The sequence below is a fragment of the Pseudarthrobacter sp. NPDC080039 genome (assembly GCF_040702335.1).
In the GTDB taxonomy this organism is placed as follows: Bacteria; Actinomycetota; Actinomycetes; order Actinomycetales; family Micrococcaceae; genus Arthrobacter; species Arthrobacter enclensis_A.
The window spans coordinates 316,120-329,693 of sequence record NZ_JBFBKY010000001.1 but is presented as its reverse complement, the minus strand read 5'-3'; the positions used below and the strand labels follow the sequence as shown (position 1 = coordinate 329,693).

General features: G+C 65.9%; 14 protein-coding genes. All 14 read left to right on the top strand.

Going from position 1 to position 13,574, the window contains the following annotated elements; genetic code table 11:
• Positions 1-37 precede the first annotated feature (37 nt).
• The 14 genes from AB0313_RS01515 (at position 38) to nusB (ending at position 13,574) form a co-directional block, all read left to right on the top strand.
• Positions 38-1,492 (top strand): replication-associated recombination protein A, encoded by a 1,455-nt coding sequence (locus tag AB0313_RS01515; protein ID WP_366303104.1) that lies wholly within the window; start codon positions 38-40, stop codon positions 1,490-1,492.
• A gap of 169 nt (positions 1,493-1,661) precedes the next feature.
• Complete coding sequence (gene rpsD / locus AB0313_RS01510) at positions 1,662-2,288, top strand: 30S ribosomal protein S4 (RefSeq protein ID WP_141941565.1); 627 nt, start codon at positions 1,662-1,664, stop codon at positions 2,286-2,288.
• A 144-nt stretch (positions 2,289-2,432) separates the two neighbouring features.
• Positions 2,433-2,807 carry a DUF948 domain-containing protein gene (locus AB0313_RS01505; protein ID WP_141941563.1) on the top strand — a complete coding sequence of 125 codons (375 nt, stop codon included), beginning with the start codon at positions 2,433-2,435 and terminating at the stop codon, positions 2,805-2,807.
• A gap of 16 nt (positions 2,808-2,823) precedes the next feature.
• Positions 2,824-3,054, top strand: a complete 231-nt coding sequence (locus AB0313_RS01500; protein WP_307306079.1) for a DUF6167 family protein — start codon at positions 2,824-2,826, stop codon at positions 3,052-3,054.
• Between the two features lie 123 nt (positions 3,055-3,177).
• Positions 3,178-5,856 (top strand): alanine--tRNA ligase, encoded by a 2,679-nt coding sequence (alaS, locus tag AB0313_RS01495; protein WP_141941560.1) that lies wholly within the window; start codon positions 3,178-3,180, stop codon positions 5,854-5,856.
• Positions 5,857-5,863: 7 nt separating this feature from the next.
• The gene (gene ruvX / locus AB0313_RS01490; RefSeq protein ID WP_307306074.1) at positions 5,864-6,463 is read left to right on the top strand and encodes a Holliday junction resolvase RuvX; all 600 of its coding nucleotides are present in this window, start codon (positions 5,864-5,866) and stop codon (positions 6,461-6,463) included.
• On the top strand, positions 6,460-8,172 hold the full coding sequence (mltG, locus tag AB0313_RS01485) for an endolytic transglycosylase MltG (RefSeq protein ID WP_366303100.1): 1,713 nt from the start codon (positions 6,460-6,462) through the stop codon (positions 8,170-8,172). Before ruvX ends, mltG begins: the two co-directional genes overlap by 4 nt.
• Positions 8,169-9,029, top strand: a complete 861-nt coding sequence (locus AB0313_RS01480) for a shikimate dehydrogenase (RefSeq protein WP_366303098.1) — start codon at positions 8,169-8,171, stop codon at positions 9,027-9,029. The genes mltG and AB0313_RS01480 overlap by 4 nt, the downstream gene beginning before the upstream one ends.
• A gap of 23 nt (positions 9,030-9,052) precedes the next feature.
• The gene (gene aroC, locus AB0313_RS01475; protein ID WP_366303251.1) at positions 9,053-10,252 is read left to right on the top strand and encodes a chorismate synthase; all 1,200 of its coding nucleotides are present in this window, start codon (positions 9,053-9,055) and stop codon (positions 10,250-10,252) included.
• Entirely contained in the window at positions 10,252-10,821 is a 570-nt protein-coding gene (locus AB0313_RS01470; protein WP_366303096.1) for a shikimate kinase, read from the top strand. The genes aroC and AB0313_RS01470 overlap by 1 nt, the downstream gene beginning before the upstream one ends.
• Complete coding sequence (gene aroB / locus AB0313_RS01465; RefSeq protein ID WP_141941550.1) at positions 10,818-11,909, top strand: 3-dehydroquinate synthase; 1,092 nt, start codon at positions 10,818-10,820, stop codon at positions 11,907-11,909. The genes AB0313_RS01470 and aroB overlap by 4 nt, the downstream gene beginning before the upstream one ends.
• Positions 11,909-12,427, top strand: a complete 519-nt coding sequence (locus AB0313_RS01460) for a tetratricopeptide repeat protein (RefSeq protein ID WP_141941548.1) — start codon at positions 11,909-11,911, stop codon at positions 12,425-12,427. Before aroB ends, AB0313_RS01460 begins: the two co-directional genes overlap by 1 nt.
• A 173-nt stretch (positions 12,428-12,600) precedes the next feature.
• Positions 12,601-13,164, top strand: coding sequence for an elongation factor P (gene efp, locus AB0313_RS01455; protein ID WP_141941547.1), 564 nt, complete (start codon positions 12,601-12,603; stop codon positions 13,162-13,164).
• Entirely contained in the window at positions 13,164-13,574 is a 411-nt protein-coding gene (gene nusB / locus AB0313_RS01450; protein ID WP_141941545.1) for a transcription antitermination factor NusB, read from the top strand. The genes efp and nusB overlap by 1 nt, the downstream gene beginning before the upstream one ends.

The window sequence follows — 13,574 nt, the reverse complement described above, 5'->3', positions numbered from 1 at the left end:
GGAAAAACAGGTGCTGGACTGGAAGTAGCCTATCTATGTGGATGATCTCTTCGGCAACGGGCCAGAAAACGACGACGACGACCGTCCCGTTGGAGGGACAGGCGCCGCTTCCCGTGGACAGGGTGCAAGGGGGAATGGTTCGCCGCGGAGTCCGCTCGCCGTCCGCATGCGTCCCCGCACCCTCGACGAGGTGGTGGGCCAGCAGCACCTGCTCGGCCAGGGGTCGCCGCTGCGCCAGCTCGCAGCAGGAGCAGGCGCCGACGCCGCCGGTCCCGCCGGTCCCAGCTCCCTGATCCTCTGGGGACCTCCCGGAACCGGCAAGACCACCCTGGCGCACGTCATTGCCCGTGGACCGGGCCGGAAGTTCGTGGAGCTGTCCGCCATCACTGCCGGCGTCAAGGATGTCCGCCGGGTGATGGACGATGCGCTGACGGCCCGGGACCTGTACAAAACCACCACGGTGTTGTTCCTGGACGAGATCCACCGCTTCAACAAGGCCCAGCAGGACGCGCTGCTGCCCGGCGTCGAAAACCGCTGGGTGGTCCTGGTGGCCGCCACTACGGAGAACCCGTCCTTCTCGGTGGTCTCGCCCCTGTTGTCCCGCTCCCTGCTCCTCACGCTCAAGCCCCTGACGGACGCGGACATCGAGGGCCTGCTGTTGCGGGCCGTGGAGGACCCGCGCGGGCTGGGCGGCAACGTCAGCCTCAGCGACGAAGCACTGGAGCACCTGGTCCGGCTGTCCGGCGGGGATGCGCGCAGGGCACTCACGGCGCTTGAGGCTGCGGCGGGCGTCGCTTTCGGTGACGCGGACGACGTCGAGCGTCCGGTGGGGGCGGAGGGGGCACCCGACGCCCCGGCCACCGTGGAATTGCGCCACACCGAACGCGCCCTGGACGCCGCCGCCGTCCGCTATGATCGCGCCGGCGACCAGCACTACGACGTTGCCAGCGCCTTCATCAAGTCCATCAGGGGTTCGGACGTGGACGCGGCCCTGCATTACCTCGCACGGATGCTCGAAGCGGGGGAGGACCCGCGGTTCGTTGCGCGCCGGATCGTCATCTCCGCGGCGGAGGATGTGGGCATGGCCGACCCCACGGCGCTCCAGACCGCGGTAGCCGCAGCGCAGGCGGTTCAGCTCATCGGCATGCCTGAAGGGCGGATCATCCTGGCCGAGGCCGTAGTCCACCTCGCCACGGCGCCGAAGTCGAACGCCGCCTACATGGGTATCAACATGGCGATCGCGGACGTCCGTGCAGGACTCGGCGTGGGCATACCCGCCCACCTGCGCGACGCCCACTATCCCGGGTCCAAGCAGCTTGGCCACGGTGTGGGCTACAAGTACGCGCACGACGCGCCGCACGGAGTGGCAGCCCAGCAGTATCCCCCGGATGACCTGGTGGGCCGTGACTATTACCAGCCAACCGGCAACGGCGCCGAACGGGATATTGCCCAGCGGCTTGAGCGGCTGCGGAAGATTGTCCGGGGCAAGTAACCACGTGGTAAGCTGAATCCTTGTCTGGCAAGGCGCCGGCGCACAATCTCCCCAATTTCAGTTGGACAGGTTATGCCCTGCGCCCAGTAGCAAAAGGCAGCGGTTGGCCGATGCTCTCCATGATGGAGGCCAGTAACACTGACACGCCGCAGATATTGGAAGGACACAAGTGGCTAACAACACTCGTGCTCGCCGTCAGGCCCGCCTCTCGCGGTCCCTCGGCATTGCTCTGACCCCCAAGGCCGCCAAGTACATGGAGCGCCGCCCGTACGGCCCCGGTGAGCATGGCCGTGCCCGCAAGAAGCAGGACTCCGACTACGCCGTTCGTCTGCGCGAAAAGCAGCGCCTGCGCGCCCAGTACGGCATCCGCGAAGCACAGATGACCCGTGCCTTCGAAGAGGCCCGCCGCACCAAGGGCCTGACCGGTGAAAACCTCATCGAACTGCTCGAAATGCGCCTTGACGCCCTGGTCCTGCGTGCCGGCTTCGCCCGCACCATCGCCCAGGCCCGCCAGCTGGTTGTGCACCGCCACATCATGGTTGACGGCATCCGCGTTGACCGCCCGTCGTTCCGCGTCGGCGAGGGCCAGCTGGTCCACGTCCACACCCGCAGCGAGACCATGGTTCCGCTCCAGGTTGCCGCAGCCGGTGGCCACCGCGACGTCCTGCCTGCCGTTCCGGCCTACCTGGACGTCAAGCTGGAGGCCCTGCAGGCACGCCTGGTCCGCCGCCCCAAGCGTTCGGAAATCCCGGTGACCTGCGAAGAGCAGCTCGTCGTCGAATTCTACGCACGCTAAATCCCAGCAGCGTATCCAAAGAAGCCCGTGGCAAGCGCCGCGGGCTTCTTTGTATGTAAGGTACTTGGGGGACATCTGCGCTCCACCCTTCCGGGCGTGTGCAGGACGGAACCCAACCACGGAATTTCGAGGAGATGAACGTCTATGACTGGTGGCGATATTGCCGGCCTGATCGCTGCCGGGGTTTTTGCACTCCTGGTCCTGCTGCTTGCGGTCCCCATCCTGAAATTGGGGAAGGTCTTCGATGAGGTACGGACCACCATCAGGTCCCTGAGCGACGGTGCCACCCCCCTCATGGATGAGGTCACCGCCACCGTTTCCACCACCAACCAGCAGTTGAAGAAGGTGGACGGAATTTCGTCGAACGTTTCGGACGCCTCCGCAAACATCTCCGCCCTGTCGTCGCTGGTTGCCGCCACGGTGGGTTCCCCGCTGATCAAGGTTGCCGCGTTCAGCTACGGCGTGCGCAGCGCTTTCGCCAACCGCCGGAAGCCCGCTGCCGGGCGCCGCAGCCGCTAGATTCGAAAAGAAGACGATGAAAAGAATTGTGTGGATGGGAATCGGCGTGGCCATTGGTGTCATCGCCTTCCGTAAAGTGAGCCAGGCCCAGTCCAGCCTTGGACCCGAAGGCCTCAACCGCGCTGTGGGCCGGCTTGCCGACGGTGTATATGACTTCGCCGACGCCGTCCGCGCAGGAATGCAGGAACGGGAAACCGACCTGAGGACCGCGCTCGGCATCGAGTCCGCGGAAGTGGTTCGCCGCTAGGCCCCCAGGGCCCGTCACCGGCAGCCAGCCAATAACCGGCAGGGACCCGATCCGGGAAACCGCCACCTGAACGAAATATCCGTGCCCCATGGGCGCGGACCAAGAAGGGTAAGAAAACAGCTCATGAAGTCGCAGGAGATCACAAAGCGCTGGGTGGACTTTTTTGTCAGCAAGGGCCACACCGCGGTTCCCTCCGCGTCGCTGGTCTCCAGCGACCCCTCGCTGCTGTTCACGGTGGCCGGCATGGTCCCGTTCATTCCCTACCTCACCGCCCGCGAGGAACCGCCCTACTCCCGTGCCACCAGCGTGCAGAAGTGCATCCGCACCGGCGACATCGAGGAAGTGGGCAAGACCGCGCGCCACGGCACGTTCTTCCAGATGTGCGGCAACTTCTCCTTTGGCGACTACTTCAAGGAAGACGCCATCAAGTTCGCCTGGGAGCTGCTTACCACCAGCGTTGACGATGGCGGCTACGGCCTTGCGCCCGAGCGGCTGTGGGTGACGGTCTATGAGGAGGATGACGAAGCCGAGGAACTCTGGCTCAAGAACACCGGCGTCCCCGCTGAACGCATCCAGCGCATGGGCAAGTCGGACAACTACTGGTCAACGGGCCAGCCTGGTCCTGCCGGGCCGTGCTCCGAGATCTACTACGACCGCGGCCCGGCCTACGGCGTCGAAGGCGGCCCGCTGGCTGACGAGACCCGCTACATCGAGATCTGGAACCTCGTTTTCATGCAGTACCAGATCGAAAACGTGCGCTCCAAGGTCGATTTCGACATTGTGGGTGAGTTGCCCAAGAAGAACATCGACACCGGTCTGGGCATGGAACGCCTCGCCATGATCCTGCAGGGTGTCGAGAACATGTACGAGACCGACCAGGTCCGTCCGGTCATCGACAAGGCCGCGGAACTGTCCGGCAAGGAGTACACCTCCGCAGAGACTCCTGAGGATCCCCACCACACTGACGACGTCCGCATGCGCGTTGTGGCCGACCACATCCGCTCGGCCCTGATGCTGATCTCGGACGGCGTTACTCCCTCCAACGAGGGCCGCGGCTATGTCCTCCGCCGCCTGATCCGCCGTGCCGTGCGTTCCATGCGCCTGCTGGGCGTCGAACAGGCCTGCCTGCCGGAGCTGCTGCCGGCTTCCCGGGATGCCATGAAGGGCGTATACCCCGTGGTGGAGACGGACTTCGCACGGATCAGCCGCATCGCCTACGCCGAGGAGAAGGCGTTCCTGCGCACCATTGCGTCCGGCACTGCACGGCTCGAGGACGCGGTCAAGGAATCCAAGGCCGCCAACAAGCCCTTGTCCGGCGAGGACGCCTTCACCCTGCATGACACCTACGGATTCCCCATCGACCTCACGCTTGAGATGGCCGAGGAAGCCGGCCTGAAGGTGGATGAGGCGGCCTTCCGCAGCCTCATGCAGGAACAGCGCCAGCGCGCCCAGGCAGATGCCAAGGGCAAGAAGGGCGGCCACGCCGACGTCAGCGTCTTCCAGGAGCTCCTGGGCCAGGGCGAGACCGTCTTCACGGGCTACACGGAGCTCGAGGGCGAGTCGCGCGTCCGCGGCCTGCTCAGCGCAGGCCGCCAGGTACAGCAGGCAGCCACCGGCGACGAGATCGAACTCGTGCTGGCCGAAACCCCGTTCTACGCTGAAGCCGGCGGGCAGGCCGCCGACACCGGCCTCATCACCGGCGACGGCTTCGTCGTCGAGGTCCTGGACGTCCAGCGGCCCATCAAGGGCCTGAGCGTCCACAAGGCGATTGTCCGCGAAGGCGAAATCGGCGCAGACTCGCTGGTGCGTGCCGCCGTCGACCGTGAACGCCGGCACGCCGCGGAGCAGGCGCACACGGGCACGCACATCGTGCACGCTGCCCTGCACCAGATCCTCGGGCCGGAAGCCACCCAGCGTGGATCCTTCAACAAGGCCGGGTACCTGCGCTTTGACTTTGCCTGGGGTGAAGGACTGAGCACCGCAACCCGGTCCGAGATTGAAGAGGTCTCCAACCTGGCCATCCGCAACAACTACGCGGTGGAAACAAAGATCATGGGACTTGCCGAAGCCAAGGCCATGGGGGCCATGGCGCTGTTCGGCGAAAACTACGGCAGCGAAGTACGCGTGGTGGAGATCGACGGCGCGTGGTCACGCGAACTGTGCGGCGGCACCCATGTTGCCAACACCTCGCTCATAGGCAGCTTGTCCCTCCTTGGCGAGCAGTCCGTCGGTTCGGGCAACCGCCGCGTTGAAGCCTTCGTGGGCATGGAGGCCTTCCGCCACCTCGCCGCCGAGCGCGCGTTGGTGACGGAGCTGACGGACCTGCTGAAGGTCCCGTCCGGCCAGCTCGCCGACCGGATATCCGCCACCCTGGCCAAGCTGAAGGCCACGGAGAAGGAACTGGACCGGCTGCGCAAGGAGCAGCTGGCCGCTGCTGCGGCGCAGCTGGTCAACACCGCCCAGGACGCCGCCGGTGTCCGGGTGGTGGCCCATGACGCCGGCACCGTCAGTGGTGCGGACGACCTCCGCGGACTGGCCCTGGACCTGCGCAACCGGTTGGGCTCCGAGGCTGCCGCGGTGGCCGTCGCCGGCGTCGCCAACGACCGCCCGCTGATCCTGGTGGCGACCAATGAGGCCGCCCGCGAAGCCGGAGTCAAGGCCGGAGCGCTGGTGCGTGTCGCCGCCGGTGTGCTCGGCGGTGGCGGCGGCGGCAAGGACGATGTTGCCCAGGGTGGAGGGACCGACGCCGGAAAGGTTGGCGCGGCACTGTCCGCCGTCGTCAACGCCATTTCGGCGCGCTAATCCCGCCATGACCAATCCTGTTGCTGCCGGCGGCTGCCCCCAGGGGGTCAAACTGGGGGTGGACGTCGGCACCGTCCGGGTAGGGGTGGCGATCTGTGACCGGGACTCCATCCTTGCCACGCCCTACAAGACCCTGGACCGGAACCCCAAGAAGAACTCAGACGTGCGCGTCATTGCCAGGCTGGCTGAGGAACTCGGGGCGGTCCAGGTTTTCGTGGGACTGCCCAGGACCCTTAAGGGCGAAGAACACGCCTCTGCGAGGATGGCCACGGACTACGCCCAGTTGCTGGCTGCCGAGCTTTCCAGCCGCGGACTGGCAGTCCCGGTCAACCTGGTGGATGAGCGCCTGAGCAGTGTCACGGCCCACCGGAACCTCCACGAAGCTGGCATGAGCAGCAGGGACCACCGTAAAGTAGTTGATCAGGTCGCGGCGGCCGGTATTCTTCAGCACGCCATCGACATGCAGAAAGCCAGGGGAGCGGATGTCGGCTCACGCGTGACAGCGCCATCCCCGTCCGTGGACCTGGGGGCCGGTGGCCTGGACGAATCTGTCCGCACCATCTCCGCAGACACGGCCCGATCTTCAGATAATGGAAGGCAACAGTGAGCCCTGCCAACATTGACGACACCTCCAGCCCGCTGGGCACGGGGGCAGCGAGGCCGCTGACCCGCAAGGAACTGCGGGCGCGGGAGAAGAGCCTGAATACCGCTGGCCAGGATGCAGTGCCCCCGCAGGCGTACGAGACCCTCGACGTTCCGCCGGCCCCCGCAGCCCCGCCCGCAGCCCCGTCCCCGGCAGCCGACTCCACCTATGCTCCGCTTCCCGTGGCGGGTGATGTTCCGGCGGCACCCGAAGCACCGCCGTCCATCCAGGAAGAACAGCCTGCCGCCGCTGCGTTCGGCAGCGGGGACCCTGCAGAATCCGTGCCGGTTGTCTCCGGGCACGACGACGGCGCACACCCCTTCGACGTCCTGCGGGACGGAAACGGGACCCGGCTTGATGCTGCCCACCACGAGCCTGTCCCGCACCAGGCTGGAGAGGCCCACGACGACGGCCTGCAGCTTGGCGACAACCTGCACCACGATGAAGGCCTGCAGCACGACTTCCCTGCCCACGACTTCCCGGAAGACGTGCACGGCGACCACGCATACGACCCCGCCGGCTACCACGACGACGCACACGAAGAGGTCCCCCACCACGACGCGGTTCACGGACTGCTTCCGGCGCCGTCGGCAACGCAGGAAGTGAAACGGCCCTCGAAGAAGGTCCGCCGTCGCCGCCGCCTGCTGGCCCTATTCCTGACGCTGGCTGTCTTCGTGACAGCAGTGGCCGTGGGTGCGCAGTTCCTCAAACCCCTCCTCGGCGGCGGCAAGCCGTCGGATTTCCCAGGCCCTGGAACAGGAGAGGTCCAGGTCACGGTACAGAGTGGCGAAGGAACCCGGTCTGTTGCCACCGAGCTAGAAAGCCAGCGCGTTGTTGCCAATGCGGATACCTTCCTGCAGGCGTTCCACGCCTCCGGCGGAACGCTGTCGCCGGGCGATTACACCTTCAAGACCGAGATGAAGAACGCCGACGCAGTGAATGTCCTGCTCGGCAAGGACAAGACCAAGGTCATCTACTTCGCCTTGAGTGCAGGCCTGCGCATCGGCGAGTCCCTGCAGGCCATTTCCGAGGGCTCCGGGATCTCAATGCAGCAGCTCCAGGCGTTGAGCAACCAGCCGGCACAGTTCGGCCTGCCCGCCAAGGCCAAGAACCTCGAAGGCTACCTGGCGCCCGGCGAGTACCGCTTCCCCCTGGGAACTCCTCCCAAGGACATACTCCAGGCGCTGGTGAAAGCCACCACCGATGAACTGGTATCGCAGGGTATTACCGACCCCGCCAAGCAGTATGAAGTTGTCACCGTGGCCAGCATTGTCCAGGCCGAGGGCGGCCAGGCAGACTATGGCGACGTGGCCGGCGCCATTTACAACAGGCTCAAGCCCAACGACCAGACCGGCGGTTTCCTGCAGGTCGACTCCACCGTCACCTACGGCCTGGGCACCAGGAGCTTCAACTTCACGGATGAGCAGCGCAAGGACAAGTCCAACCCGTACAACACGTACGCGAACCCGGGCCTGCCTCCGGGACCCATCGGGTCTCCGGGCAAGACCGCGATCGATGCAGCTGCCAAGCCCAAAGCCAATGACTACCTGTTCTGGGTGACCGTGAACCTGGACACCAAGGAAACCAAGTTCGCCAAGACGCTGGCTGAACACAACACCTACGTGGAGCAGTACAACGCGTGGTGCCAGGCCAACCCTGGCCGCTGCACATGAGCCTCCGGGCTGCCGTCCTGGGCCACCCGATCAGCCATTCAAAGTCCCCTGCGCTGCACCTTTCGGCCTACGGGCAGTTGGGGGCCGGCATCAGCTACACGGCCATCGACGTGACGGAGGAGCTGCTGCCGTCCTTCATGCGGCAGATCCGCAACCAGCCGGGTTGGCGCGGGCTGTCCGTCACCATGCCTTTGAAAACGGCGGTGCTCTCGCAGGTTGATGAGGTACGGGGCGTGGCCCGGACCCTTGGTGTTGTCAACACAGTCACATTCGAGGAGTCCGACGGCGGCGTGAGGACGGTGGGCTCCAACACGGACGTCACGGGCATCGTCAACGCGCTCCGCCATGCCGGCACTGCCGCAGCACCATCCGCCGTAGTCCTGGGCGGTGGGGGGACTGCTGCGTCGGCCGTGGCTGCCCTCAGGGACATGGGAACCCGAACAGTGCAGGTGTTCGTCCGCGACGCTTCCCGGACGGGAGAGGTGCGCCGGGCTGCGGACAGCCTTGGTATCTCCCTGGAGATCCGCCCACTGGCTGGTGCCGCCAGCGCAACCGCGGAAGCCGACGTCGTAATTTCCACGCTGCCGCCCCGCGCGGCCGACGGACTCGCCGCGGAAATTGCGGCCTTGAAAACCACCACGCCCGGCGTGCTGCTGGACGTGGCGTACGATCCCTGGCCCAGCCTTATCGCCTCCGTTTGGCAGGCCGGCGGCGGCCGCGTGGTGCCGGGCCTGGAGATGCTGCTGTACCAGGCGGTGGAGCAGGTACGGCTCTTCACCCGGCTCGGGGAAGACGTTAATGCAGCTGTCATAGATGTGATGTGTGACGCAGTCGGCCTTGCCCGGCGGGCGTTCTGACCGCCCTACGTGGCAGGATGGAAATTATGCGTTGGTTGACTGCCGGTGAATCCCATGGTCCGGCTCTGATGGGAATTATTGAGGGCGTCCCCGCCGGTGTGGAGATCACCAGCGGCCACATCGCAGACTCCCTCGCCCGCCGCCGCCTCGGCTACGGCCGTGGGGCGCGGATGAAGTTCGAGCAGGACGTGGTCACCATCCTCGGCGGCGTCCGGCACGGCCGCACGCAGGGCGGTCCTGTTGCCATCCAGGTGGGAAACACCGAGTGGCCCAAATGGGAGCAGATCATGTCCGCCGATCCTGTGGACGCCGAACTCCTCGCCGACCAGGCCCGCAACGCGCCGCTGACGCGTCCCCGCCCCGGGCACGCGGATTTCACCGGTATGCAGAAGTACGGCTTTGACGAAGCCCGCCCGGTCCTGGAGCGCGCAAGCGCCCGGGAAACCGCCACCCGTGTTGCGCTGGGCACTGTGGCAGCACAGTTCCTCAAGCACCTCGGCATCGAATTGGTCAGCCACACCGTTTCCATCGCCAGCGTGACCGTGCCGGAAGGCCGTCCGCTGCCCGTGCCCGGGGACGTCATTGCCCTGGACACGGACCCCCTCCGCTGCTTCGACCGCGAAACCTCGGACGCCATGGTCGCCGAAGTGGACGCCGCGCACAAGGAAGGCGAAACACTGGGCGGAGTGGTGGAAGTCCTGGCCTACGGACTCCCGCCAGGACTGGGCAGCTACGTGCACTGGGACCGCCGGCTGGATGCCAGGCTCGCTGCCGCGCTCATGGGCATCCAGGCCATCAAGGGAGTGGAGGTCGGCGACGGCTTCCTCACCGCTGCCCGCCGTGGTTCTGCAGCCCACGACGAAATTGTGCGCGACGGCGACGGCCGCATCGTGCGTGCCAGCAACCGTGCCGGCGGCATCGAAGGCGGAATGAGCATCGGCGACGTCCTCCGTGTCCGGGCCGCCATGAAGCCCATCGCCACCGTGCCCCGCGCCCTGCGGACCATCGACGTCAGCACCGGCGAACCGGCCAAGGCGCACCACCAGCGGTCGGACGTCTGTGCGGTCCCGGCCGCCGGCGTGGTGGCCGAGGCCATGGTGGCCCTGGTCCTCGCTGAAGCCGTCATCGAGAAGTTCGGCGGTGACTCAGTGGCGGAGACCACGCGCAACATCAAGGGTTACCTGGACAACATCCCGGCATCCCTGGACTCGATCGGCCAGTAGTGCTCCACCTCAGCAGTCCCGGCCCATTCGGCAACCGTCCGATTGTGCTCATCGGCCCTATGGCCGTGGGCAAATCGGCCATCGGCCAGCAGCTGGCGCAGCAGCTTGGTGTCCGGTTCGTCGATACCGATGCCGTCATCGTCGCGGGCCATGGATCAATTGCCGAAATCTTCGCGGGGCGCGGTGAGCACGCGTTCCGGGAAATTGAGGCCCGGACAGTGGCCGATGCAGTTGAGGAGGCCGACGGGATGCCCACCGTCATTTCCCTTGGCGGCGGCGCCGTACTCGATTCCGGCACCCAGCAGCTCATTGGCCGATGCACCGTCGTGTACCTCGAATGCGATGCCGAAACCGTAGCGGACAGGATTGCCCGGAACTCAGGCCGTCCGCTCCTTGCCGGCGACGCCATGGGCCGCTGGAAGGCCATGTTCGCCACCCGCAGGCCGGTCTACGAGAGGCTGGCCGACATCACCCTGGACGTCCGCCACGGTTCCATACCCGAACTCGGCGGCCGGCTGGAAGCAGCACTGCGCCACCATGCAGCTGCCAAACAGGAAGTTGAAAAGTGAACACGCAATCAACAGTCATCAACGTCACCGGCGAGGGCGCCGGCAACAACTACGGCGTCGTCGTCGGCCGCGGCCTTCTGGGTGACCTTCCCGCCCTCCTCGGAGAGCGTGTCCGCCGGGTCCTGGTGATCCACCCCCGCGCCCTGCGCCTCACTGGCGACACCGTCCGTGATGAACTCGCAGAAGCCGGCTTCACGTCCCTGACTGCGGAAATCCCGGATGCCGAAGAAGGCAAGCACATCCAGGTGGCTGCCTTCTGCTGGCAGGTTCTGGGCCAGAACGACTTCACCCGCTCGGACGCGATCGTTGCCGTGGGAGGCGGTGCCGTCACCGACCTTGCCGGCTTTGTCGCCGCCACCTGGCTGCGGGGCGTCAAGGTGATCCACATGCCCACCAGCCTGCTCGGCATGGTTGACGCCTCCGTCGGCGGCAAGACCGGCATTAACACCGCCGAGGGAAAGAACCTCGTAGGCGCCTTCCACCCGCCCGCCGCCGTCCTGGCGGACCTGGACACCCTGGACACCCTGCCGAAGAACGAGATCATTTCCGGCCTGGCGGAGGTGATCAAGTGTGGCTTCATCGCCGACCCCGCCATCCTGGACCTGGTGGAAAAGGACCCCGCCGCAGTGGTCGACCCCCGGTCCGACGCTCTTCGTGAGCTGATCGAGCGGGCCATCGCCGTGAAGGCCAAAGTGGTTTCCGAGGACCTCAAAGAGTCCGGACTGCGGGAGATCCTGAATTACGGACACACCCTGGGGCACGCCATCGAACTGGTGGAACGCTACTCGTGGCGCCACGGGGCGGCGGTCTCCGTGGGCATGATGTTCGCAGCCGAACTGGCGCGCAGCGTCGGGCGCCTCAGCGATGCCGACGCCGACAGGCACCGGAGCATCCTGGACGGCCTCGGGTTGCCGGTCACCTACCGGCGGGACCGGTGGCAGGGCCTGCTGGACGGGATGCGCCGCGACAAGAAGTCCCGTGGCGACCTTCTGCGCTTCGTCGTGCTGGACGGTATTGGCAAGCCGGGCATCCTTGACGTCCCGGACACCTCGCTGCTCTTTGCGGCCTACCAGGAAATTGCGTCCTGATGCAGGGCGACATGAGCGGCACCACCGACTGGCCGGAGGCCGGGTTCCCGGGAATCCGCATCAACCCGGACTCACTCCGGCCCCAAATCGTCAACGAGGACGCGGTCCGGGAAGCCTTGGCGGCCTCAGCCGATCCTGCGGACCACATCTTCGTGCTGCTGGTGGAAGGGCACGCGTCCGAGGCGGCTGAGCTGCTGGCCGAGGCGCGGTTCAAGGACCCGGAGTCATTCCGCCTGAGGGTGTTTGAAGCGGAGGTGCTGAGCGTCTCCCACCGCCTGGACCGCGCCATCGATTTGTTCCGCCAGCTCCTCGCGGAGGTGCACGGCACGCCCCGGGAAGCGCTGGCCCTCCAGTACCTGGGGAGGACGCAGTACGCGGCCGGACAAACATCGGCGGCGGTGGAGTCTTTCTCCAAAGCCCTGGACCTGCGCGTGGCTCAATCGGCCGACGCCGCCCAGATCTACTCTTCAACCGTCGCGCTCCAGCGGGCCCGGGACGTCCTGGATCTCGCCTGCTGAAGCGGCAGGCAGCGGCTTCGGAGAGGCTGCCCGTTATTTACCGGTAGAATGGTTGTGGAATTTTTGCATCCACGCGATTTTTGACAAACACGTGCAGGCGGGCCGTTGTGGCGTGCCCGCCCGGCATACAGCATCCGGCCCACGCGGCCGGACAAAGAAACCAGAGGAACCCAGTGGCAACCACTAATGACATTAAGAACGGAACGGTCCTGAAGCTCGAGGGCCAGCTCTGGAACATCATCGAATTCCAGCACGTCAAGCCTGGCAAGGGCGGCGCCTTTGTGCGCACCAAGATGCGCAACGTCATGTCCGGCAAGGTTGTTGACAAGACCTTTAACGCCGGCCTCAAGATCGAGACTGCCACGGTGGACCGCCGCGACTACCAGTACCTGTACCAGGACGGCGCGGACTTCGTTTTCATGGACACCTCCGACTACGACCAGATCACGGTCTCCGGCGCCACCGTGGGCGACGCCACCAACTTCATGCTTGAAAACCAGATGGTCAACATCGCCATCCACGACGGCACCCCCCTCTACATCGAGCTGCCGCCGAGCGTTGTCCTGGAGATCACCTACACCGAGCCGGGCCTGCAGGGTGACCGCTCCTCCGCAGGCACCAAGCCGGCCACCCTGGAAACCGGCTACGAGATCCAGGTTCCGCTGTTCATCGAAAACAACACCAAGGTCAAGGTGGACACCCGCGACGGCAGCTACCTGGGCCGGGTCACTGAGTAGTGAGCGCCCGCGGTAAAGCCCGCAACAGGGCACTGGATGTTCTTTTCGAAGCGGAGCAGCGCTCTGTTTCGGCGTTCGACGTGCTCCGTGCACGCCGGGAAAAGACCGACCAGGTGGTCAACCCCTACACCCTGGAAATCGTCGAAGGCGTGCTGTCCCACCAGGCAGCCATCGACGAGTTCCTGGAGACCTACTCGCAGGGCTGGACCCTGGAGCGCATGCCGTCGGTAGACCGCATCATCCTGCGCATAGGCACCTGGGAACTTCTTTACAACGAGGACGTCCCCGACGGTGTAGCCGTCAGCGAGGCAGTTGCGCTGGCAAAGTCGCTGTCCACCGATGAGTCGCCCCAGTTCATCAACGGCCTTCTCGGCCGGCTGCAGCAGCTGAAGCCTTCGCTGCTCGCGTAG

What these genes read in the sequence shown, in the direction of transcription:
- AB0313_RS01505 (WP_141941563.1), top strand. Translation starts at nt 2,433, where the DNA reads ATGACTGGTGGCGATATTGCCGGCCTGATCGCTGCCGGGGTTTTTGCA.
- AB0313_RS01500 (WP_307306079.1), top strand. Translation starts at nt 2,824, where the DNA reads ATGAAAAGAATTGTGTGGATGGGAATCGGCGTGGCCATTGGTGTCATC.
- alaS (WP_141941560.1), top strand. Translation starts at nt 3,178, where the DNA reads ATGAAGTCGCAGGAGATCACAAAGCGCTGGGTGGACTTTTTTGTCAGC.
- ruvX (WP_307306074.1), top strand. Translation starts at nt 5,864, where the DNA reads ATGACCAATCCTGTTGCTGCCGGCGGCTGCCCCCAGGGGGTCAAACTG.
- AB0313_RS01480 (WP_366303098.1), top strand. Translation starts at nt 8,169, where the DNA reads ATGAGCCTCCGGGCTGCCGTCCTGGGCCACCCGATCAGCCATTCAAAG.
- AB0313_RS01460 (WP_141941548.1), top strand. Translation starts at nt 11,909, where the DNA reads ATGCAGGGCGACATGAGCGGCACCACCGACTGGCCGGAGGCCGGGTTC.